The organism is Rhodococcus sp. AW25M09 (assembly GCF_000333955.1).
GTDB lineage: Bacteria > Actinomycetota > Actinomycetes > Mycobacteriales > Mycobacteriaceae > Rhodococcoides.
Genome location: NZ_CAPS01000031.1, coordinates 63,322 through 86,243, shown reverse-complemented (window position 1 = coordinate 86,243; position 22,922 = coordinate 63,322). Strand labels below are relative to the sequence as shown.

General features: G+C 64.4%; 19 protein-coding genes. 14 read left to right on the top strand and 5 right to left on the bottom strand.

Going from position 1 to position 22,922, the window contains the following annotated elements:
* Nucleotides 1–20: 20 nt before the first annotated feature.
* The gene (locus tag RHODMAR_RS05845) at nucleotides 21–1,505 is read right to left on the bottom strand and encodes an amidase (RefSeq protein WP_008712302.1); all 1,485 of its coding nucleotides are present in this window, start codon (nucleotides 1,503–1,505) and stop codon (nucleotides 21–23) included.
* Between the two features lie 189 nt (nucleotides 1,506–1,694).
* Between RHODMAR_RS05845 and RHODMAR_RS05840 the strand changes: the two genes are divergently transcribed.
* From RHODMAR_RS05840 to RHODMAR_RS05815, 6 genes are all read left to right on the top strand, one after another.
* Nucleotides 1,695–2,855, top strand: coding sequence for an acyl-CoA dehydrogenase family protein (locus RHODMAR_RS05840; protein ID WP_008712298.1), 1,161 nt, complete (start codon nucleotides 1,695–1,697; stop codon nucleotides 2,853–2,855).
* Nucleotides 2,856–2,886: 31 nt separating this feature from the next.
* Nucleotides 2,887–4,095 (top strand): acetyl-CoA C-acetyltransferase, encoded by a 1,209-nt coding sequence (locus RHODMAR_RS05835; protein WP_008712296.1) that lies wholly within the window; start codon nucleotides 2,887–2,889, stop codon nucleotides 4,093–4,095.
* 35 nt (nucleotides 4,096–4,130) lie between these two features.
* On the top strand, nucleotides 4,131–6,305 hold the full coding sequence (locus RHODMAR_RS05830; protein WP_008712294.1) for a 3-hydroxyacyl-CoA dehydrogenase NAD-binding domain-containing protein: 2,175 nt from the start codon (nucleotides 4,131–4,133) through the stop codon (nucleotides 6,303–6,305).
* A gap of 37 nt (nucleotides 6,306–6,342) precedes the next feature.
* Nucleotides 6,343–6,963: a TetR/AcrR family transcriptional regulator gene (locus tag RHODMAR_RS05825; protein ID WP_008712292.1), complete on the top strand. Its 621-nt coding sequence runs from the start codon at nucleotides 6,343–6,345 to the stop codon at nucleotides 6,961–6,963.
* Between the two features lie 132 nt (nucleotides 6,964–7,095).
* Nucleotides 7,096–8,643, top strand: coding sequence for an acyl-CoA synthetase (locus RHODMAR_RS05820; RefSeq protein WP_008712291.1), 1,548 nt, complete (start codon nucleotides 7,096–7,098; stop codon nucleotides 8,641–8,643).
* Nucleotides 8,640–10,130 carry an aldehyde dehydrogenase family protein gene (locus RHODMAR_RS05815; RefSeq protein ID WP_008712288.1) on the top strand — a complete coding sequence of 497 codons (1,491 nt, stop codon included), beginning with the start codon at nucleotides 8,640–8,642 and terminating at the stop codon, nucleotides 10,128–10,130. Before RHODMAR_RS05820 ends, RHODMAR_RS05815 begins: the two co-directional genes overlap by 4 nt.
* Nucleotides 10,131–10,196: 66 nt before the next feature.
* Here the strand turns inward: RHODMAR_RS05815 and RHODMAR_RS05810 are convergent, their stop codons facing one another.
* On the bottom strand, nucleotides 10,197–10,769 hold the full coding sequence (locus RHODMAR_RS05810; protein ID WP_008712287.1) for a TetR/AcrR family transcriptional regulator: 573 nt from the start codon (nucleotides 10,767–10,769) through the stop codon (nucleotides 10,197–10,199).
* A 103-nt stretch (nucleotides 10,770–10,872) separates the two neighbouring features.
* Here RHODMAR_RS05810 and RHODMAR_RS05805 point away from each other — a divergent pair, with 103 nt between their 5' ends.
* Genes RHODMAR_RS05805 through RHODMAR_RS05790 form a run of 4 tightly spaced genes read left to right on the top strand, consistent with a single transcriptional unit; the run spans nucleotide 10,873 to nucleotide 15,287 of the window.
* Nucleotides 10,873–11,787: a metal-dependent hydrolase gene (locus tag RHODMAR_RS05805; protein WP_008712285.1), complete on the top strand. Its 915-nt coding sequence runs from the start codon at nucleotides 10,873–10,875 to the stop codon at nucleotides 11,785–11,787.
* The gene (locus tag RHODMAR_RS05800; RefSeq protein ID WP_008712283.1) at nucleotides 11,784–12,896 is read left to right on the top strand and encodes a PDR/VanB family oxidoreductase; all 1,113 of its coding nucleotides are present in this window, start codon (nucleotides 11,784–11,786) and stop codon (nucleotides 12,894–12,896) included. Before RHODMAR_RS05805 ends, RHODMAR_RS05800 begins: the two co-directional genes overlap by 4 nt.
* 16 nt (nucleotides 12,897–12,912) lie before the next feature.
* On the top strand, nucleotides 12,913–14,457 hold the full coding sequence (locus tag RHODMAR_RS05795; RefSeq protein WP_008712280.1) for a flavin-containing monooxygenase: 1,545 nt from the start codon (nucleotides 12,913–12,915) through the stop codon (nucleotides 14,455–14,457).
* The gene (locus tag RHODMAR_RS05790) at nucleotides 14,454–15,287 is read left to right on the top strand and encodes an SDR family NAD(P)-dependent oxidoreductase (RefSeq protein ID WP_008712278.1); all 834 of its coding nucleotides are present in this window, start codon (nucleotides 14,454–14,456) and stop codon (nucleotides 15,285–15,287) included. Before RHODMAR_RS05795 ends, RHODMAR_RS05790 begins: the two co-directional genes overlap by 4 nt.
* A gap of 28 nt (nucleotides 15,288–15,315) precedes the next feature.
* Here the strand turns inward: RHODMAR_RS05790 and RHODMAR_RS05785 are convergent, their stop codons facing one another.
* A complete protein-coding gene (locus tag RHODMAR_RS05785) occupies nucleotides 15,316–15,954 on the bottom strand; it encodes a TetR/AcrR family transcriptional regulator (RefSeq protein ID WP_008712276.1) in 639 nt (212 codons plus the stop codon).
* Nucleotides 15,955–16,080: 126 nt separating this feature from the next.
* Between RHODMAR_RS05785 and RHODMAR_RS05780 the strand changes: the two genes are divergently transcribed.
* Genes RHODMAR_RS05780 through RHODMAR_RS05765 form a run of 4 tightly spaced genes read left to right on the top strand, consistent with a single transcriptional unit; the run spans nucleotide 16,081 to nucleotide 20,601 of the window.
* Nucleotides 16,081–17,214: a VOC family protein gene (locus RHODMAR_RS05780; protein WP_008712274.1), complete on the top strand. Its 1,134-nt coding sequence runs from the start codon at nucleotides 16,081–16,083 to the stop codon at nucleotides 17,212–17,214.
* Nucleotides 17,211–18,146 (top strand): fumarylacetoacetate hydrolase family protein, encoded by a 936-nt coding sequence (locus RHODMAR_RS05775; RefSeq protein WP_008712273.1) that lies wholly within the window; start codon nucleotides 17,211–17,213, stop codon nucleotides 18,144–18,146. Before RHODMAR_RS05780 ends, RHODMAR_RS05775 begins: the two co-directional genes overlap by 4 nt.
* Nucleotides 18,143–19,789 (top strand): bifunctional 3-(3-hydroxy-phenyl)propionate/3-hydroxycinnamic acid hydroxylase MhpA, encoded by a 1,647-nt coding sequence (mhpA, locus tag RHODMAR_RS05770; protein ID WP_008712271.1) that lies wholly within the window; start codon nucleotides 18,143–18,145, stop codon nucleotides 19,787–19,789. The genes RHODMAR_RS05775 and mhpA overlap by 4 nt, the downstream gene beginning before the upstream one ends.
* On the top strand, nucleotides 19,786–20,601 hold the full coding sequence (locus RHODMAR_RS05765; protein ID WP_008712269.1) for an SDR family oxidoreductase: 816 nt from the start codon (nucleotides 19,786–19,788) through the stop codon (nucleotides 20,599–20,601). Before mhpA ends, RHODMAR_RS05765 begins: the two co-directional genes overlap by 4 nt.
* A gap of 15 nt (nucleotides 20,602–20,616) precedes the next feature.
* Here RHODMAR_RS05765 and RHODMAR_RS05760 read toward each other — a convergent pair whose 3' ends face one another.
* Nucleotides 20,617–21,777, bottom strand: a complete 1,161-nt coding sequence (locus RHODMAR_RS05760; RefSeq protein WP_008712267.1) for a lipase family protein — start codon at nucleotides 21,775–21,777, stop codon at nucleotides 20,617–20,619.
* Complete coding sequence (locus RHODMAR_RS05755) at nucleotides 21,774–22,901, bottom strand: HoxN/HupN/NixA family nickel/cobalt transporter (RefSeq protein WP_008712265.1); 1,128 nt, start codon at nucleotides 22,899–22,901, stop codon at nucleotides 21,774–21,776. The genes RHODMAR_RS05760 and RHODMAR_RS05755 overlap by 4 nt, the downstream gene beginning before the upstream one ends.
* Nucleotides 22,902–22,922: the final 21 nt, after the last annotated feature.

Here is a 22,922-nt window from a genome sequence, read left to right as displayed (position 1 = left end):
CGGCCCGACGAGAATCGAAGCTAGACGATCTCGTCGTAGCGGTGGGCCCAGGGTGCTGCTCGTTCCAGCTGTCCTGCGAGTTGGACGAGCAGCTCCTCGCCACCCAGCGGTGCCGTGAAGTGCGCGCCCATCGGAAGCCCTTCCGGGGTCCAATGCAGCGGTAGCGACAGTGCCGGTCGGCCGGTGACGTTGGCCAACTGGGTGTAGGGAATCCACGAAATGTTGTCGTCGATCATCTGATCGACGATGCCGGTGTAGCGAAGAATCCCAGCAGTTCTGCTGCGCAACAACAACTCCGACGCCAATTCGAGCGGTTTCGCCAGATCGAATGCGCCGATCTTCGGAGGTAGCTCGGCCAGGGTGGGCGTCAGCAGAAGGTCGAAGGTCTCGAAGTACGTGGCCAGCGCACGCACATGCACATGCCGACCTTCCACCGCCTCCAGGTAGTCGACGCCGCTGGCAGATCTGCCCAGGGCCGCCATGATCCGGGTATCGCGCTCGAATTTGTCGTCGCCGCAGCCGGTTTTGCGTTTGACCTCATCCATTTCCCAGGCCAGATAGGTGAACCAGGCCAACAGGAATTCGCGATTGAGGCTTGCATCGTCGTACGGCGGCGCGTCGAGCAGTTCGACGGTGTGGCCGAGGTCGGTCAGCATCTTCGCTGCCGCTTCCATCGCGGCGACGGCCTGCGGATGGGGGTTCGGATTCACGGAGGTGGTCGCATACATCCCGATGCGTAGCGGCCGGGGGTCGGTGTCCAGTCGAGACAGGAAGCTGCCTTCCGGACGTGCGGGCAGGTATCCGGACGTCGGCTCCCCACCTGCCAACACGTCGAGCATCGCGGCGGTGTCGCGTACCGATCGGGAGACCACTCCGTGCACCGCTGCTCCGTGCATCGGCTCACCGAAGGAGGGTCCCGACGGCACCAGTCCTCGGCCGGGCTTGAGCCCGACAAGTCCGCAGCACGACGCCGGAATGCGAATCGATCCGCCGCCGTCGTTCGCCCCCGCGACCGGGACGATTCCGGCCGCGACCGCAGCAGCGGATCCGCCCGACGAGCCACCGGGAGTTCTACTGCGGTCCCAGGGGTTTCGGGCTGCGCCGAACACAGCCGGCTCGGTGATTCCCTTTGCGCCGAACTCGGGCGTGTTGGTCTTTCCGAAGATGACCAGGCCGGCATCGAGCCACCGCTGCACGACGGTGGAATGCTCGGGCATAGGGAGGTCGGTCAACGACCGGGATCCACTCGCGGTGGGCAAACCGGCATAGTCCTGTGAGAGGTCCTTGATCAGAAATGGCACGCCCGCGAAGGGGCCCCGCAGTGTATCCGTCAGTTGCGCGTCGGCCTGCTCCGACATGAGTCGAACAATCGAATTGATCGAAGGATCGATCGACGTGGCTTGCGCCAGTGCACAATCCACGAGCTCGCGCGGCGTCACGTCACCGGTGGCCACCAGTTCCGCCAGGCCGAGTCCGTCAAATTTCCGATACTCGTCGATACGCATGGGGTCACTGTAATTCCCGCAACCATCTACGGAGTGCCGAACTCGAAGTTGGGGACGGATTCCGCCGCGAATCCATCCCCAACTTCGAGTTGAGCGGTAGCTCGTTGGTTGACATTCGCTAGAGCGCCGGGCATCTTTATTGGCACAGCGCCAATAAACGACGGATGCGCTTCGAGCCAAGGACCCACCATGACTGCACTCGCAGACCGCACCACCGGCGACCTCACCACCGAGCTCGCCGACCTACGCCAGCTCGCCCGAGGATTCTTCGAGAAAGAGGTCGCGCCGCATCGCGAAGAATTCGCCGCAGCCGGACGCCCCAGCCGAGAGGTCTACCGCAGCGCTGGCCGCCTCGGCCTGCTCGGCATGTCGGTACCCGAGCAGTACGGCGGTGGCGGCGGGGACTTCCGCCACGAGGCCGTGCTCTTCGAGGAGCAGGTGCGCGCCGGTGACTCGTCCATGCAACTGGGCGTGCACAGCGGGATCGTTCCGCACTACCTTCTCGCCTACGCCTCCGAGGAGAACAAGGAGCGGTGGCTGCCGAAGCTGTGCTCGGGAGAGTGGATCGGCGCGATCGCGATGACCGAACCGGGCACCGGATCGGATCTGCAGGGCATCACCACCCGAGCGGTACGCGACGGCGACTACTACGTGGTGACCGGCGGAAAGACGTTCATCTCCAACGGAGCTCACTGCGATCTGATCATCATCGCCGCCAAGACCGACCCGTCCGCGGGAGCCCGGGGACTCTCGCTGCTGGTCGCCGAGGTCTCCGACGACACCGAAGGCTTTCACCGGGGCCGGGTACTGCACAAGATCGGCCAGAAGGGACAGGACACAGCTGAACTCACCTTCGACGGTCTCCGCATTCCGGCAACCAACATCCTCGGAGAAGCAGAAGGTCTCGGATTCGCGCAGTTGATGCAGCAGCTCCCCCAGGAGCGGTTGATCTGCGGGATCGCAGCTGCTGCGATGATCGACGCAGCCGTCCTGCAGACCGTCGAATACACCAAGTCGCGCAGCGCTTTCGGTAAAACACTGTTCGATCTGCAGAACACCAAGTTCGAGCTCGCCGAATGCGCCACCATCGGCCGCGTAGTCCGCACCTTCGTCGACGACGCAATGGCCAAGCACATTTCGGGCACGCTCGACGTGACGACGGCCGCGATGATCAAGTACTGGACCACCGACCGACAGTTCGAGGTGGTCGACCGGTGCCTGCAGCTCTTCGGTGGATACGGCTACATGGAGGAGTACCCCATCGCCCGCATGTTCGTCGACGGCCGCATCGCCCGGATCTACGCCGGTGCCAACGAAGTCATGAAAGAACTCATCTCCCGTTCCTTGTAGAACTCGGCACAGGCCCCAGAAAGGCACCACCATGGAGGCGTTCCTCTACGACGCAGTTCGCAGCCCGCGTGGCCGCGGGAAGAGTTCCGGCGCACTGCATACCATCAAACCGGTCGATCTGGCCGCGAACACGTTGTCCACCTTGCTCTCTCGGAATTCCCAGCTCGATCCGGCACTGATCGACGACATCGTGCTCGGTGTGGTCACCCCCGTCGGCGATCAGGGGTGCGATATCGCCCGGACCGTCGCGATGGTTGCCGGATTGCCCGACAGCGTGGCCGGCGTTCAGCTCAACCGCTTCTGCGGGTCGGGTCTCGAGGCCGTCAACACTGCGGCGCAACGTGTTCGATCCGGTTGGGATCGGCTGATCGTCGCCGGCGGTGTCGAGTCGATGTCCCGGGTTCCCCTCGGCGCGGACGGTGGCTCGTGGCCCTGCGACCCGCTGACCAACTACGGCAGCTACTTCGTTCCGCAGGGCGTCAGCGCAGACCTCATCGCAACGATCGAAGGGTTCGATCGCGACGACGTCGACGCCTTCGCTGTTCGCAGCCAGCAACGCGCGGCCCATGCCTGGTCGATGGGCCACTTCGAGAAGTCGGTCATCCCGGTTTTCGACGCGAACGGTCGGCTGATGCTCGACCACGACGAGATCATGCGACCCGAGACCACCACTGCCGATCTTGCGGCCTTGAAGCCGTCGTTCGACCGGATGGGAGCGCTCGCCGGGTTCGACGCTGTAGCCATGCAGAAGTACACCGAGGTGGAGCGCATCGATCACGTGCACCATGCCGGCAACTCGTCCGGCATCGTCGACGGCACGGCGATGGTTCTGATCGGTTCCGAAGAGGCAGGTCGCGCAGGTGGATTGACCCCGCGCGGACGCGTCGTAGCCGGTGTCGTCGCGGGATCGGACCCGACGCTGATGCTCACCGGTCCGGTTCCGGCCACCCACAAGGTGTTGGCCGCAGCGGGGCTGACCCTCGACGACATCGCGGTGTTCGAGGTCAACGAGGCCTTCGCCTCGGTGGTGCTCAACTACACGAAGCAGCTGCACATCGACCACGACCGCATCAACGTCAACGGTGGCGCGATTGCCATGGGCCATCCACTGGGCGCAACGGGTGCGATGCTCACCGGAATGGCCCTCGACGAGCTCGAGCGCCGCGGCGAGCGATACGCGCTGATCACCCTGTGCATCGGTGCCGGAATGGGCGTCGCCACCATCATCGAGCGCCTGTGAACACCCCGCGCGAGAACAACGAAGTCAGGAAGTCGATGAACACTTCTTCTACTCTGCGAACACCCACGATCACCGGCGAGATCGGTACCGACCGGGTACTCGTGCTGACGATCGAGGATCCGACACAGGCCACCAACACCATGAACACCGCGTTCGGCGAGTCGCTCGGGCAGACTGTCGACTGGCTGGAGGCCAATCGAGCCGCATTCGACGGCGTCATCGTCACCTCGGGGAAGGATTCGTTCTTCTCCGGCGGCGACCTCGAGCTGCTGCGCGACGCCGGCCCCGCGGACCACGCGAAAATCGCCGACGCCCTCGATTTCATCAAGGACAAGTTTCGTCGGCTCGAGAAGCTGGGGAAGCCGGTCGTGGCCGCTCTCGGCGGTACCGCGCTCGGCGGCGGATTCGAGATTGCGTTGGCCTGTCATCATCGAATCGCACTGAGCCGAAGCAACTCTCGTTTCGGCCTTCCCGAGGTGACGCTCGGCCTGCTGCCCGGCACCGGCGGCGTCACCCGAACGGTCCGGATGTTCGGCATCGTCAAGGCCCTGACCCAGGTGGTGGGCCAGGGGCAGCGGTATCGGCCGGCACAGGCACTCGAGCTCGGATTGATCGACGAGGTCGTCGACACCCACGAGCAGATGATGGCGAGCGCGCGCGCCTGGATCGTCGCCAATCCCGAAGCGCTGCAGCCCTGGGACAGGAAGGGATTCAAGATTCCCGGCGGCACCGCGGCCTCACCCGCGCTGGCTGCGCAGCTGCCTGCCTTCGCGGCAACGGTCCGCAAGCAGGTCAAGGGTGCACCCATGCCCGCTCCGATCGCGGTGGTTGCTGCGGCAGTGGAAGGGTCGGTGCTCGACTTCGAGTCGGCATCGCTCGTGGAAACCCGGCACTGCACCGCACTCGCCTGCGGGCCGGTATCGGGCAATTTGATCCAGTCGATGTTCTTCGACCTCGGGTCCATCGACAAGGGTGGCTCTCGCCCGGCCGCCGAACCCCATCGAGTGCCCGAGAAGGTGCTGGTGATCGGTGCCGGCATGATGGGTGCTGCCATCGCCTACGTCGTCGCCTCGGCCGAGGTTCCCGTCGTACTGCGTGATGTCTCGATCGAATCTGCGGAGCGTGGAAAGGATTACGCACGTTCGATTCTCGGCAAGGCCGTCGCGAAGGGACGCAAGACCCAGGCCGACGCCGATGCGGTGCTCGCGCTCATCACGCCCAGTTCCGACGCGGCCGATGCCGAGGGTTGCGATCTGGTCGTCGAGGCAGTGTTCGAGGATCCGGCCGTCAAACAGGGGGCCTTCGAGGATGTCGACAAATACTTGACGTCCGACGCACTACTCTGCTCGAACACCTCGACCCTGCCCATCACCGCACTGTCCCAGGGTGTTTCGCGGACCTCCGACTTCATCGGCACGCACTTCTTCTCACCGGTGGACAAGATGCCGCTGGTGGAAATCGTGGTGGGAGAACACACCAGCGACTCCGCTCTGGCTCGCGCGTTCGACTTCGTTCGGCTGATCGGCAAGTCCCCGATCGTCGTCGGAGACAGTCACGGCTTCTTCACCACGCGGGTCATCGGCAGATTCATGGACGAGGCGATCTCACTGGTGGCCGAGGGCGTGCACCCGGCCACCGTCGAGCAGGCCGCACTCCAGGCCGGGTATCCGTCCGGCGCACTCGCCCTCATGGACGAGATCTCACTGACCCTCTCGCGCCACATCCGCGAGGGCATGGCCGAGGCCGCCCGCGCCGCCGGCAGGCAGTGGATCGTCTCGAACTCCTACGCCCTGGTCGACCGACTCGTCGACGAGTTCGATCGGCCCGGCCGCAAGGCGGGACGCGGGTTCTACGAGTACGCCGAGGACGGCACCAAGGCCGGGCTGTGGCCGGGACTGGTGGAGCACTACCACCGACCGGACCACGGAACTTCGTTCGAGGACATGATGGATCGCATGCTGATCGCGCAGTCGCTCGACTCGATCGCGTGCCTCGACGAGGGCGTCCTACGCACGGTTGCCGACGCGAACATCGGGTCCATTCTCGGCATCGGCTACCCCGCGTGGACCGGCGGTGTGCTGCAGTTCGTCAATCAGTTCGACGGCGGCCTCGAGGGATTCGTGCGTCGGGCCGACGAGCTGCGATCACGGTACGGCGATCGGTTCATCGTGCCGAGGTCGCTGCGCTCGCGCACCGAGCGGTACCTCTGAGGCATGGCGGCGTGGGTTCGGTGCGATCATGAGAACCATGCCGGCTTCGAGTACGCCCAAGTGGAATCGACTGGAACCGGACGAGCGACGGACACAGATTCTGGCGAGCGCCGTCCGCTTGTTCGGCGACAAGCCGTACCCGGACGTGTCGATGTCCGACGTCGCTGCCTCTGCCGGCGTGGCGCGAGGCCTCATTCACCACTACATCGGCAGCAAACGCGATCTCTACCTCGAGAGCGTTCGCTTCCTGGTCACAGTGCCCCCGATCGAGGAGGTACACCTGCCCACGGGTTCGCTCGAGGAGCGCGCCCGCGGCAGCGTGCACTGGTTGGTGAACGTGATCGAGGCGCACGGAACGGCGTGGGTCTCGATGGCCAGCGGGTCGGGCCTCGACGAGCAGGTGGCCCAGATTCTGGACGAGGCCGACGATCTCGCGGCCGAACGCGTGCTCGACGCAACTGCATTCGAGGGCAGAGGCGGTGACCGCCGAATTGCGAAGTCCGCAGTACGCGCCTTCGGCGGCATGGTCAAGGCCGCGGGACGCGAATGGCTGGTGCGCGGCACCCTGACGCGCGAACAGGTCGAAATTCTGCTGACCGACGTACTCGTGACCGTCCTCGACACGGCACGTTCTCTCGACGACGCCTCAAAGCGTTAGCCCAACAACCTTTTTCGCTGACCGAACGACACGGTAGATCCACGGCCGCACTATTGACACTGTGCCAATAAGGTGGAACCGTGACCGTATCCACTCGGGCATCCGCGCCCCCTCTCTCACAAGGGACACGTCATGTATCTCACTCAAGGCCTGCACCGCTCTGCAGCAACCACTCCCGACCGGGCCGCAACGATATTCGGCGACCGCGTTCGCACCTTCACCGAGCAGATCGACAGAGTTGCGCGGTTGGCCGCCGGCCTGCGATCCATCGGGGTCGACGCCGGTGACCGAGTGGCGATGCTGGCATTCAACAGCGACCGGTACTCCGAGTACCTGCTGGCGGTGCCGTGGGCCGATGCTGTGCTCAATCCGGTCAACATCCGATGGTCGCCCGTCGAAGTCGCCTACGCGCTCAACGACTCCGACACCAAGGTTCTGCTGGTCGACGACACCTTCGGTGCCATGGTCCCGGCACTGCGCCCGGCATGCGCCGGCCTGCAGACCATCGTCTACTGCGGAGACGGCACCACCCCCGAGGGCATGGTCTCGTACGAGGACCTGATCTCTTCCCACGATCCCATTCCCGACGCGCGACGCAGCGGCGATGCACTGGCCGGCCTGTTCTACACCGGCGGAACCACCGGTTTCCCCAAGGGTGTCATGCTCTCGCACGCGAACCTGGTCACCTCGGGCCTGGGAACAGTGGCAACGGGACAGCTGCTCGACGACGCATCCGTCCTGCTCCATGCCGCACCGATGTTCCACCTCGCCGATCTGGCCGCATGGGTGGGGCAGGTCATGCTCGGCGGCACCCACGTCATGGTTCCGTTCTTCGAGCCGACAGCCGTCCTCGGCGCGATCGCTGCACATGCCGTCACCGATGTACTGCTGGTGCCCACGATGATTCAACTTCTCGTCGACCATCCCACGTTGAGCGAATTCGACACCTCCTCGCTCAGCCGCGTGCTGTACGGAGGATCCCCCATTTCCGCCGGCGTTCTCGAGCGCACCCTCGCACGGCTTCCGCAGGCCCGCCTCACCCAGGCCTACGGCATGACCGAGCTGGCACCGGTCGCGTCCCTGCTCTGGCCGGAACACCATGTGGGGGAACGCATCGGCTCGGCCGGTCGCGCAGCCCCGCACTCGGAGATCCGGATCGTCGGGCCCGACGGCAAGCAGTTGACCACCGGATCGGTCGGCGAGATCTGCGTCCGCGGTGGACATGTGATGCTGGGATATTGGAACAAGCCGGAGGAGACGGCCGCTGCCGTTCGCGACGGCTGGATGCACACCGGCGATGTCGGTTACCTCGACGCCGACGGATTCCTGTTCGTGGTCGATCGTCTCAAGGACATGATCATCACCGGCGGTGAGAACGTCTACAGCGCCGAGGTGGAGTGTGCGCTCAGCCTGCATCCCGCGGTATTGGCCTGCGCCGTGATCGGGGTTCCCGACGGCGAGTGGGGCGAACGCGTTCACGCCTGTGTCGTACTGGCAGAGGGATTCCCACCGATGGTGGACGAGCTCCGCGAGCACACCCGCACTCTCGTGGCCGGATACAAGACTCCACGCACCATCGAATTCGTCACCGCCCTGCCCATGAGCGGAGCAGGCAAGATCCTCAAGCGCGAACTGCGGGATGCGCACGTCGCACAGAACACACTCGGAGCGTCCCTGTGACCACCGAGGTCCAGGTGCGCGCTACTTTCGATTCGCTTTCCCCCATCGACGACGGTGTCGTCGGCTCGTTCACCGTGGACTCGGCAGAGTCGGTGGCAAGAAAAGTCGACCTCGCCCGAGGGGCGCAGCGAATGTGGTCGGCTGTACCGCCACGCGCTCGCGCCCGTCACCTCCGCGCCTGGCGACACGAAATCTGGAGCAACCGAGCCGAATTGATCGACCTGATTCACCGGGAGAACGGCAAGCCGGCAGACGATGCGCTGCTCGAGATCGTACTGACCCTCGAACACATCGCGTGGGCGGAACGTCAGGCACCGCGGCTCATGCGTTCGCGCCGCGTCAATCCTGGTTTACTGCTGGCGAACTACTCCGCTCGTGTGCACACGGTCGCACTCGGTGTCGTCGGCGTCATCGGTCCGTGGAACTATCCGCTGTATGCACCCAACAGTGCGATCGGCTCGGCCCTGGCAGCAGGCAACTGCGTCGTGTTCAAGCCGAGCGAGTACACACCCGCCGTGGCAGCGCGGTATGTTCGCGCCTTTCACGAGGCCAATCCATCCCTGCCACTGGGCATCCTGACCCTGGTGACCGGATACGGCGAGACCGGTGCTGCACTGTGCCGCGCGGGTGTGGACAAGATCGCGTTCACCGGCTCCACGAGAACCGGCACGGCAATCATAGCGGCGTGCGCCGAGACGCTCACACCGGTGGTGGTGGAATGTGGCGGCAAGGATCCGGTGATCGTCGCCGCGGACGCCGACATCGCAGCAGCAGCCGAGGCAGTGGCCTGGGGTGCATTCACCAACGGCGGGCAGACCTGCGTCGGCGTCGAACGGGTGTGCGTCGATCGCAGTGTCGCAGCCGAATTCACCGGAGCTCTCGTGCGGCACGCCCGTGCGATCCGTCCCGGATCCAGCCCATCGGCCACGTACGGACCGATGACGATGCCCGCCCAGATCGACATCGTTCGGCGTCACCTCGCCGACGCCGAGGCCTCCGGTGGCCGAGTACTCATCGGCGGACTCTCCTCGATCGGCGAGCGATTCGTCGGCCCCACTGTCCTGGTGGACACCCCGGAGAACTGCTCGGCCGTCCGCGAGGAAACCTTCGGTCCCACCGTCACCGTTCGTGAGGTCGACAGCATCGACGAGGCGATCGAGCTGAGCAACGACCATCGCTATGCCCTGGGCGCATCGGTGTTCTCACGTGAACAGGGCAATGTCATTGCAGCGCAACTGGTGTGTGGTCAGGTCACCGTCAACTCGGTGATCGCATTCGCTGGGATGGGATCGGTGCCGATGGGCGGCGTCGGGGCCAGTGGATTCGGCCGGGTGCACGGTGACGAAGGATTCGCCGAGTTCTGCCGCACCCACAGCCGCGTCACCAAATTGTTCGACATCCCGGGATTCGAGCTCGTGACGCTCCGCCGCAAACGCTGGGTCATGCCGCTGATAGACCGACTGCTCGGAATGCGGCACCGCCGCTGATCGATCAGTTCCGTCGCACGGGCTGCGCGGTGCCATAGCGTCGGCGCACCACCTCGCCGAGAGTCGCTACTCGGCACTGACGAGCAACGGCACGATGTTGCGGTGCGCGAATGCGAGCAGGTCCTCGTAGGAGTCGAGGGGCGCACCGGCCGAGGGCGTCAGCAAGATCGAATGAACGACGCGCACAACAAGTTCCGGGGCATCCGGGACTGCGAACGTGTCGGATTCCAACTCGCCGCGCGCGATGTGCGCCGCTGCCTCGAGCGCGGCCTCGAGCAACGCGGATGCATTGGTGGTCAACTGCTCGAGCACCAATGCACTCTCGGAATCGAACATCTTGAGCAGCACCGGGTTGGTGCGCACCGAATCGATCGTGGTCGCGAATCCGTGCGCCGCACGATCGGCTCGTGAGGTCTGCTGGGACGCAGCTGCCGCCACGGCAACGAACAATCGCGAGGACTCACGCGCCATGACGGCCCGAACCAGTTCGTCCTTCGATCCGATCCGCCGGTAGACGGTCACTCGATTGATCTTGGCGCGCTTGGCCACGTCACCGATGGTGGTCCGAGGAATTCCCACCTCGCCGAACAGCTCCAAGGCGGCATCGAGGATCGGACCGTCGTCACCATCGGGATGCATCGTCCAATCCTATCGTCGTCGAAGTCCAGCCAAATGCAACATTGCAACACTATCTGTTGCTATGTAGCATCGACGTCACCATCGCGGAGAAACGGAGTTCGGAATGTCACGAAACAAGGCGGTCGACTCGAACGAGCGCTATACGGACGAGTCCTACGCGATCGTGGCGCGGGCAGTGACATTCGACTGGTCCGGAGTTCCGCTGCAGTACATCCCTCACGAGTGGTACGCCACTCACTTCTGGAACGTGATGCACCTGGTTCTTCCCGAGGGAGAACGCGCGATGGCCGACGTGTTCGCCCGCGCTCTACCCTTCATCGACGACCGCAGACTCTACGAGGAGGTCGTCGGATTCGTCGGACAGGAAGCCACCCATGCGTCCTCCCACGAAAGCTTCCGCAACTACCTCGTTGCCCACGGAGTCGACATCGAGCCGATCCTGCAGCGGATTCGCTTCGCCGTCGGGGTGGTGTTCGGCGATCACGGCCTCACCGGCCGCGCCGGCAAGGCATGGCTGAACGAGCGCCTCGGAATCTATGCTGCAGCAGAGCATTTCACTGCGGTCGTGGGTGAGTGGTTGTTGGACAACACCGAATTCGATCGCATCGGTGTCGACCCCACGATGTTGGATCTGCTGCGCTGGCACGGTGCCGAGGAACTCGAGCACCGCAACGTCGCATTCGATGCATTCCAATACGTGGACGGTGGCGGATTCCGCCGCGCCCGAACCGCGGTCGTCGCCAGCGCCGGCCTCGCCGTGCTGTGGTTCAGCACCGCGGCTTACCTGTACAAGAACTCGGTCGCAACTCCGCGGATCGGCAAGCGGAAGATGCGTACCCCCTGGCCCCTCGCCTTCGCTCGCGCGTCGCGCAAGCACCTCATTCCCGGCCTGTCGTTCCTGTTCGTGCAGCTCGCCCTCTACATTCGACCCGGCTTCCACCCGTCGAACATGGGCGACATCGACAAGGCCGTGCAGTACCTGGCCACCTCCCCCGCGGCACTGGCGGCCCAGCAGTGACCAACGATGCTGTGGTGACAGCTCCCGCGCACAGTCATCTGGGCGAGGTCACCGTGACGGCACCCGGCATCGGCCTGCGTGCCATCGGTGCCGCGTCCCGCGTCTACGCCAGGGTCGTCGCTGATTCATCGATCGTGACGGCTCTGTCCCCGGCGCGGCCACGAAGAAACGTCGGGTACGAATTCGAGGCCGTCGTCGACGACACGATCGACGAGGCCGAAGATGTTCGCTCACTGTTGTTGTCCCGCAGAGACGGCATGCCGCTGCCGACCTGGTTACCCGGTGCGCACATCGACATCACCACCCCATCGGGCAGGGTGCGCCAGTACTCACTGGCCGGACGTCCCGCCGGCCGCTACCGCATCAGCGTTCGCAAGATCCCCAGCGGGAGTGCATCCACCGAGATTCATACCCTCACCCGCGGTGATGTCCTGCGAGTTCGCGGACCGCGCAACGCATTTCCGATGGCCGAGGCCGAGCACTACCTCTTCGTCGCCGCCGGCATCGGCATCACACCTATCCGATCGATGATCGAACGTGCAGTCCAGGACGGGGCACGGTGGACGCTGTACTACCACGGTCGCTCTCGTGCGAGTCTTCCGTTCGTCGCCGCACTGCAGCGGATGGCGCTGACCTCGCATGGTCACGTGGTCGTCAAGACGGACGATGCCGACGGTCTTCCGATTCCCGCAGACATCGTCGATCTCGGGATGGGGACGTCCGCGATGTACGTCTGCGGACCCGCAGCACTGTCGAGCAGACTGCGCGACGAGGCGCTACGGAGCACCGCGGTTCGCGAGTTCCACACCGAATTGTTCACGCCCGCAGCGGTGGTGGACGGCATGCCGTTCGTGTTGCAGCTCGATCGCTCCGGCGACACCGTCGAGGTCGGTGCACAGGAAACTGCTCTCGATGCCCTGCGCCGGTCCAGGCCGGATCAACCGTACTCGTGTCGCCAAGGCTTCTGCGGAGCCTGTGTCGTCGGGTTCGTCGGTGGACGCGTGGAGCACCGCGACCGGGTTCTGACCGAGACCGAACGGGAGAACTCGCTCACCCTGTGTGTCTCACGCGGCGCCGTCGAGGGCGAAGTTCTCGTCCTCGATCTGTAGAAGGAGTCCCACACCCATGACTGCAACACACTCCAATACCGCTGTGCCCCACGTCGACGTCGCGATCATCGGTGCGGGCTTCGGCGGCCTCGGTGCCGCGATCCGACTCGAGCAGGAAGGCCGCGGCGACTTTCTGATCTTCGAGCGCGACACCGCCGTCGGTGGAACATGGCACGTGAACACCTACCCTGGTGCGCAATGCGATATCCCATCGGCGCTGTACTCTTTCTCGTTCGCGCCCAACCCGGAGTGGACGCGGCTGTACCCGCTCCAGCCCGAGATCGAGGCGTACCTCAACGACTGCACGGACCGGTTCGAGATCCGGGATCGCATCCGCTTCGGTCACGAGGTACTGGACGCGACGTGGAACGACGAACAGGCCCGGTGGATGGTTCGGACGAGCGCAGGAACATGGTCCGCGCGCATCCTCATCGGGGCCCTCGGACCGTTCAGTGAACCCTCGACTCCCAGTATCCAAGGCCTGGAGTCGTTCTCGGGGAGTGTGTTCCACTCGGCCAAGTGGGACCATCAGCACTCCGTGAAGGGTCGACGCCTCGCGGTAATCGGCACCGGTGCGTCGGCGGTGCAGTTCGTTCCGCGTCTGGCCCCCGAGGTCGCGCACCTGACACTGTTCCAGCGCACGCCGACGTGGATTCTTCCGCACCCCGACCGGCCGATCTCCGAATCCGGCAGGTCCGTTCTCCGAAAGTTCCCGCCGGCCGAGCGGGCCATGCGCCGCATGTTCGATCTGTTCCAGGAAGCGTTGGTTCCCGGCCTGATTCGGCATCGCTCGATGCTGGCACCGCTCACAGCGTTGGGCCGCGCACACCTGCGCCGTCAGGTGAAGGATCCGGTTCTTCGCGAGAAGCTGACGCCCGGTTACGAGTTCGGATGCAAGCGGCCGACCTTCTCGAACAAGTTCTATCCCGCCCTGTGCAGGGAGAACGTCACTGTCGAGACCACCGGCATCGAGCGGATAGTGCCGGAGGGGATCATCACCACCGACGGCACCGTGCACGAGGTAGACGACATCGTCCTGGGGACGGGATTCACCGTCGCAGGCCACTCAGGATTCCGACGCATCGTCGGTCGAGACGGAACGTCTCTGGCGGACGGCTGGCCCGACGGTGAGATGTCGTCGTACCGAGGTACCACCGTGCACGGCTTCCCCAACTTCTTCATGCTGCTCGGCCCCAATTCTGTGGTGTACACCTCGCAGGTGGTCACCATCGAGGCTCAGGTGAACTACGTCCTCGAGGCGTTGCGCGCCATGGACTCCGGGGCCATCGCTGCACTCGAAGTGACCGAGCGGGCTCAGACCGAGTTTGCCGACTACACCGATGAGCAGCTGGCGGGTTCGGTATGGAACTCGGGCGGATGCAGCAGCTACTACCTGAGCCCGTCGGGCCGAAACGTGACCTACTGGCCGGGTTCGGTGCGCAACTTCACCCGGAAGATGTCCACCATCGAGCTCGGCCACTATCACTGTCGTAGTGCCGCTTTCGACAAGTCCTCGGCCACTGCCGATCCGACACTCGTGACCACGAAGGATTTTGCATGAACGGCCACATCGACCTCGTCGGAAAAGTCGCGTTGGTGACGGGTGGGGCACGTGGAATCGGAGCAGCGACGGCGGCGGCACTGATGTCCGCGGGAGTCCGCGTGGCGGTGGTGGATCGAGACTTTCCGACCGGGACAACCAGTTCCGATCGAGCACTCCTGCTCACCGGGGACGTCACCGATCCCGACGCGATGGCGGGCTGCGTCGCCGCGACGGTCACCGCGTTCGGCCGTCTCGACATCGTGATCGCCAATGCCGGCATCACGCCGCCGCCCGCCACCATTCGAACCATCGACCGTGGAGTGTTCGACTCGGTGATGGCGGTGAACTTCGGTGGCGTGCTCAACATCGTGCGGGCCGCGGCCGACGAGATCGTGGCGAGCGGCGGCCACATCCTGCTGGTGTCCTCCTGTGCCGCATTCACTCCCGGCATGGGTGGTTCTGCATACATGGTGAGCAAGGCGGCCGTGGAACAGCTCGGCCGCGCTCTGCGAATCGAGCTCGCCGCCGTCGGTGCATCGGCCGGTCTCGCGTACTTCGGCGTGGTGGATACAGATTTGGCACGACACACCCTCGACGAGGACCCGATGGGCCACAGGATCGGCGGATTTCTCCCGTGGCCGCTCAGCCGGCGCCTGCCCTCTCAGCGCGCTGCGGAGCTACTCGTCCGTGCGGTCCGCACGCGTCGAGCCCGCACCATCGCCCCGTCGAGCTGGCAACCGTATTTCTGGCTCCGCGGAATACTCAATCCGATTCTGGAACGCAGACTCGTCCAGGATCGGGCAGTCGCTCGGATCATCCGCGATCTCGAGAGCACTCACACCCGCTGAACTTCGGGTATCGACTACCCGTTCCCTCTCACCACGTCGGGAGCTGACTATTGGGCGGTAGCGGCCGGGTGCACAGGTCTTGCGCGTCGGATTCCGGCATTCCGAGAGCGAGCAGGACGCCGTGCGCCATCTGGTCGACGGCCTCGACGTCGTCGCGATCAGGCTGCTCGAGCAACAGCTGACCCAGGCCGAGCAGCGCGCCCGCCACCATCGCCAGGGACAGCTGGATGTCCTGCGGGCGAAAGTATCCTGCTTCGATCCCGGCGTGGATGTCCCTCAACGCACGTGGTCCCAGACCGTGCTGCGAGGTGATCAGCTCGGGTCCGGAGTGGATCAGTACCCGGCTAAGCTCCGGTTGCTGTCGAAAGAGTCGGCCTGCGATACGGAACGATCGAGCGAACGCTTCGGCAGGGTCGGCGTCGGTGTCGGTCAGCGAATCGAGGTAGCTACCCAGCAATTCCAGGGCACCGTCCACCGCCGACTGAAACAGCTGCTCGCGGCTGGTGAAGTGGTTGTAGAACGATCCCATCCCGACGTCGGCCGCCTGCGTGATCTCCGCGATCGGCGCGTTCAGTTCGCCGCGGGCGATGAAGCCCTGCGCCGCGGCGATCAACGCACCTCGAGTACGCGCTTTGCGCCGCTCGAGTCTGTTCTGGGTCTCCACCATGTTCCCTACTTCTGTCTGCGCTGGTCGACGTACTGACCCTTGCTCACCGCTGACGAATTTGTCAACACTCTTGACTGACAATGGTGTCATAGGTGACGATATAGTCACTAAACGAGAGAGGGCTCAATGGCACAGGACGTCGACGGCCACAAGGACATGCACGTGGACCAGGGCGCATTGCCTGGCGAACACCCGGGGCGCGACACCGATCCGATCATCAAGGTCCGCGACATTGCATGGTTGGAATTCCGCAAGCCGGATCTGGTCAAGGCCGAGGCGTTCGCGGTGGCATTCGGATTCACCGTTTCTTTGCGTACTCCGGAGGAGATTCACCTCCGCGGGACACAGGTCGGTGCCCCCTGCGTGATCATCCGCCGAGGCAAGCGCACGCGATTCGTGGGCGCGGCCTTCGCCGCCGCCGAGGACGCCGACGTGGTTCGACTCGCCGAGGCCACCGGGCAGCGGGTGCAGCGACTCCCCGACACGCTCGGCGGCATCGTCGTCACACTCACCGACCCGGGCGGACAACCGGTCCAGGTCGTATCCGGCTACACCGAGCACCCGGAGCTGCCGGGGCAGGACGTACACACGTACAACTTCGGCGATCCGCACTACCGGCTGAACGCGACCCAGCGTCCGCCGCGTCAGCCGGCCCGGGTTCAACGTCTCGGGCACGTGGTGCTCCAGCGCATCGACTACCTCGAGAATCTGACCTGGTACCTGCATCACCTCGGATTGATCGTCAGCGATTTTCTCTACTACGACGGCCAGCGCGAGCGCGGACCGGTGATGAGCTTCATCCGGTGCGATCGGGGCAGCACCCCGTCCGATCACCACACGCTCGCGATGACGCTCGGGCCGTCCGATCGCTATGTGCACTCGGCGTACCAGGTCTCCGATCTCGATGCCATCGCCGCCGGTGGCGAGTTCCTGACCCAGCGCGGCTATCGGCATTCGTGGGGCATCGGCAGGCACATCCAGGGCAGCCAGATCTTCGACTACTGGCGCGATCCCGACGGATTCCTGGTGGAACATTTCAGTGACGGAGACATGTTCGACAGCTCCCTCGAGCCCGGCTGGGCACCGATGACCGCGTCCGGTCTGGCCCAGTGGGGACCGCCGGCGTCCAAGGACTTCCTCGGAATCTCCCCCAGCAGAGCGTCATTGCACGAATTGAAATCCATCCTCTCCTCGCTGCGCAACGACAACGAGTTCGACACCGAGCGCCTTCGTGGCCTGATGAAAGTGGCATCCTCATGAGCATCGCTGTACTCCGCACCTCCGACGCCTGGTGGGTCGAGACCCCGGCCGGAGCGTCGCGCATCGACACCTCCGCGACCACCACCGCCGAACTTCTCGCCGACCGGCCTGCCATCGAGGCGGCTCGCACCGGCACCGACGTTGTTGCAGTGGAAACGTTGTCGCTGATCTCCCCGGTCACCGCACCCTGCCGAGTGATGGCGAACATGACCAATTTCGTCTCACACGTCAAGGATTCGGGCATGAACCCCGACACAGTGCCGCTGACCTTCTTCCGTAAGACCTCGGGATCCATCAGCGGACCGACCGACGACATCGTCAAGCCACCACACGTGAAGCTGCTCGACTACGAGATCGAAATCGGCCTGGTGTTCGGCAAGACCCTCACCGTCGGAACCAAGATCGACGCCTCCAACGTGGCCGAGTACGTGGCGGGCCTCGTGATCACCAACGACGTCTCCGCGCGAGACGTGCAGTTGCCCAAAACCCAGTTCTACGAGGGTAAGTCGTACCCCACGTTCACTCCGGTCGGGCCGCGGCTGGTACTTCTGGAGAGCGACGAGTTCGATCGATTCGGTGAGCTCACGTTGACGCTGCGAGTCAACGGCACTGTGCGACAGGACAGCACGGTCGCAGACATGATCTTCCGGCCGGTCGAATCGCTGGCAGCGTTGAGCAGGTTCCAGCGCATCGATCCCGGCGACCTGTTGCTCACCGGCACGCCCGGCGGTACCGCACTCAAAGCCCCGGCCAAGCCGATCGAGATGATCGGCGCTCTCATTCCGCCGTCGGTCAAATGGAAGGTCTTCTTCAAGAAGCAGGCCAAGAACCCCGACTTCCTGCAGGACGGCGACGTCCTCGAACTGACCAGCTCGACTCCCGACGGAGCCCTGGATCTGGGGGTTCAGCGCACCCGGGTCTCCTACCGATGACCGGACACGAGTCCGACGGCGCGCACCGTCGGGTGGTGATCATCGGTGCGGGGCCGACGGGAATGACCGCTGCACTGCTGCTGGCCCGCTACGGCGTTCCCACTCTCGTCCTGGACCGATGGGAGGACGTCTATCCACAGCCACGCGCAGTGCACCTCGACGACGAGGTGTACCGCATCCTCGACGACCTCGGCCTGGGCGAGGACTTCGCGGCTATCTCACGTCCCGGACGCGGATTACGGTTGTGCACCAAAGAGATTCGTACCCTTGCCGAGTTCGAGCGCGACCCGGACGACCGACCGCACGGGTATCCGCAGGCCAACATGTTCGACCAACCTGATCTCGAACGGCTCATGCGATCTCACGTCTCCCGCTACGACCTCGTGGAGATGCGCGGCGGATGCGAGATCACCGATGTGCAGAATCTGAAGGACGGCGTTCGAGTCTCGTACAACTCCACCGAGGATGCGACGCCGCACTGGGTAACAGCCGACTACGTCCTCGGTTGCGACGGTGCCAACAGTGTGGTGCGCAGGTCCATCGGCTCGAAGATGCAGGACCTCGGTTTCGAGCAGCGGTGGTTGGTGATCGATATCGAGACCGACGTCGACCTCGATCAGTGGGACGGTGTGCATCAGGTGTGCGATTCCGAGCGATCGGCGACGTACATGCGCATCGGAACCACCCGTTATCGCTGGGAGTTCCAGTTACTCGACAACGAGACCCTCGACGAGTTCACCGATCTCTCGGCCATCCACCCTCTGATCGCACCGTGGTTCACCTCGGCCGAGATCCCGGAGATGAAGCTGATTCGCAGCGCCGAGTACACCTTCCGAGCACAGGTGGCCGATCGATGGCGTGATCGCCGGGTCTTCGTTCTCGGAGACGCCGCACACCTGACCCCGCCGTTCATCGGCCAAGGTATGGGTGCGGGTGTGCGCGATGCTCGTAACCTGGTGTGGAAGCTGGTGGGCGCACTCGACGGACACGTGCACGACTCTGCACTGGACAGCTACGAGATCGAGCGAAAGACGCACGCCAAGGCCATGATCGAGCTGGCCGTGGCGATCGGATGGGCCATGACCGGCGGGAGCAAGCTCACCGGCATCATGCGGACCACTATCGCTCCTGCTCTCGGTCGCCTGCCGTTCATCGGGGCAAAGGCGACCGCCAGCACCACGCCGTCGCTCACCCGATCGCAGTTCGTGCTGCGATCGCGTGGACCGATTCGCACTCTCCCTGGAAAACTCTGCCCCAACAGCATCGTGGACAGCGGAGCTCGCCTGGACGACGTGGCTCCGGGACAGTTCCTGCTCGTCTCCTCGACACCCCTGACCATCGAGCAGCGACGCGAGGTCGAGCGGCGCGGCGCGGCGGTGGTCGAGGTAGCGGCATCGTCCGATCTCGGACAGTGGCTCTCACACGGTCACGCCGTCGCGGCGATCGTGCGTCCGGACCGGACAGTGATGGCTGCAAGCAAGTCGGTGCCGTCGCTACACACTGTGGTGCCGAGCACCACCCTGCGCACGACGGAACGCACGACGGAACGCCCGACACCGACCGCGCCGACCGCGTCGGCACCGGCGGCACATCGCAGTGCAGCTGGCACTGCAACTCGCACTGCAACGAAAAGGCGGAGATGAAGACTGCAATTGTTACCGGAGCGACGTCCGGCATCGGCCAGGCCGTCGCCGAACTTCTGATCGCTCGCAGCTACCGGGTCATCGGCACGAGCCGTAACAGCGGCGCCGTGGTCGATCCGATCCCCGGAGTCGACTACCGGGATCTGGACCTGACGGACTCGTCGTCCATCCGAGCCTTCGTGGACGGCATCGGCGACCTCGAGGTGGACGTACTGATCAACAACGCTGGCGAGAGTCAGTGCGGCCCACTCGAAGAGCTGCCCATCGACGCCATCACCCGGCTCTTCCAGCTCAACGTGTTCGGTGCTGTCGAGCTGACTCAGGCAGTGTTGCCGGGCATGCGCGAGCGACGCCGCGGGAAGATCGTCAACATCGGGTCGATGCTGGCAAGCTTCCCGCTGGCCTACCGTTCCTCGTACGCCGCCACCAAGGCGGCGATCAAGGGGTTCTCGACTGCAGCACGCTTCGAGCTCGAGCCGTACGGAATCGACATCACCACAGTCGAACCCGGCTCGATCGACACCGGACTTTCAGCTCGTCGAACAAAGTACTGTGGCCCGCATTCGCCGTATCTGCGCGACTTCACCACGGTGATCGCCAAGCTCGACGCCAAAGAGGCCGAGGGCATTACGGCCGAGACGGTTGCCACCACAGTGTTGAGAGCGGTCGAGGACAAGAAGACTCTGCCGATCTACGCTGTGGGCAGCAATGCTCCGGCAGTATTCCTCGCTCAGCGATTGCTGCCGCGCACCGTGCTGGAAAAGTTCACGGCCCGCGCATACGGACTGCCCAGCAAGCGCCCGTCGAATTAGCGGAACACCTGCGTTTCAGTGAAACAACTGTGCCACGAACGGAATCGTATCGGCCTGCGACTGGACGAAGGCTCCACTGTGGTCGGTGTTGTAAGCCCGAAACGTCACCGGCTGACCGTTGGCCGTGAGAAGGGCGACGTAGGCGGCGGTGGTCGGGAACGGGACGTCGATGTCCTGCACGCCGTTGCCCATGAAGAAGGGCTTGTCGAAACCTTTTTCGGGCATCGCCATGTAGTCGTCGAGTACGGCAGTGAAGTTGGGCAGGCCGGTCAGTGGCGCGGTGAAGAAGTCGCCGATCGTCACACCGTCGAGTTGTGCCTCGAAATCCGAGACGCACGTCGTCTCGGCCAGGTCTGCGTACTTCTTTCCCACTGGAGTGAGGATGTTGTCCAGCCCGAGTTCGGGATGCGCGTAGCGCAGTGAAGCCCCGATGTACGCGACATAGGCGGTCAGGCCCGACGGTAGTTCCACCGGCGGAACGCCCGGACCACCGATCGAGACCAACTTCTCGATGTATGCGGGAGTTCCGGTACCGACCGCTCCGCGGTAGTCGAGATCGGGGCCGCCGAATTCGGTCGCGTAACGAGCGGTGTATATCGCTGCGCCGCCGCCCTGAGATTGGCCGACGGCCACCCAGGATCGTGACAGGTCCTCGCTGTAGTTGCGGCCCGCCTTGACCATGTCCACCACGTTGTGGGCGGTGGTTCGCCCGTCGAGATACGTCGACAATCCAGGCGTTCCGAGGCCGGCATAGTCACTGGCGACGATGGCGTAACCCTGTGCGAGCCAGTTCGCCAGGTACGGCAGATCTCGCTCGGCATAGGTCGGGCCGATCCGCGACGGCGCGCACGCGTCGCCGAGCCCGGATGTTCCGTGGGCCCAGGAGATCACCGGCCAGCCGCCCTCCGGCGCAGTGCCCGGCGGTAGGAAGACGGTGCCGGTACTCAGAGCCTTGTCGCCGAACGTGTCGGTGGTGACATAGGTGAGCACTTCGGCAGAGGCCGCGCCGGGAATCCAGAGGTTTCGGGGCAGATCTCGGGTGGAGACTACATCTCCGAGGCCCTGCGTGATCGCGGGTGCAGCAGACGACGGCGCAGCGAACAACGCCGAGGTTGCCACGCTCGACACGAGAGCTGCTGTGAGTGCCACAGCGCCGAGCCGGTGACGTGTCGTCACGTGGTCTCCATTCCGGGTGAGTGTGCCTTCGGGACACCGCGATCGTCGATGCGTGCCACCTTGTAATACACGATCGCACCGATCCAGACAACGAAGAACGTACCGACGACGAGCTGCCCGGCGAGGTTGAGATCGATCACGGCCAACGCGTCCCACAGCCCGCCGGTCAGCTCCAACTGTTCGGCAAGCAGAGTCAGCAACTGCACCGTGCCGATCACCAGGGCCACGAAGACGGACAGCCCCGTCATCGTCATGTTGTAGTAGATCTTGCGGACCGGTGTCACGAACGCCCAGCCGTATGCCTTGGACATGAAGATGCCGTCGATCGTGTCCATCGTGGTCATACCCGCGGCGAACAGGACCGGCAGCGCGATGATCGCCATCGGCGGCAGTCCGCCTGCGATGGCCGTCGTGCCTGCGATCGCGAGCAGACCTACCTGAGTGGCGGTATCGAAGCCCAACCCGAACAGCAGACCCAGCGGATACATCTGCCACGAGTGGTTGATCAGCTTGTCGTAGCGACCACGGAACAGGCGATTCATCAAGCCACGCTTCGCCAGCAACTCGTCGAGACTTTCTTCGGTGAACTCACCCCGCTTCGCGCGGCGCCACACTCCGACGATTCCCGCGAGGACCGCGATGTTCAACGCAGCGATGAGATACAGGAACGTGCCCGAGACCAGGGTGCCGATGATTCCGCCGACGCCGGCGAACGCGTCCTGGAACGCCGACGCCTGCGATGCGACGAAGGCAATAGCTGCAACGAAGACGAACACGACCGTCGAATGCCCCAGGGAGAAGAAGAGCCCGACGGCCAACGGCCGCTTACCCTTTTGCAGCAAGAAGCGGGTGGTGTCGTCGATGGCGGCGATGTGATCGGCATCGAACGCGTGCCTGAGCCCGAGGGTGTAGGCCAGCACACCGGCCCCGGCGTAGACGAGCGTGCCGTCGGCTCCGGTGAGGCCGTGAATGCTCGGGATCGAGTTGTAGTGCGTGAACAGCCCCCAGCCGATCACATGCAGAGCGCCGATGAAGCCGGCCATCGCCAGCAGACGGGGAACCTCGTCGAGAGTGAATCGACTCTGCCGTCGACCGACCTCGGCACGCAAAAGCTCTGACGTCATGAAGCCATTGTCGCCGACGTC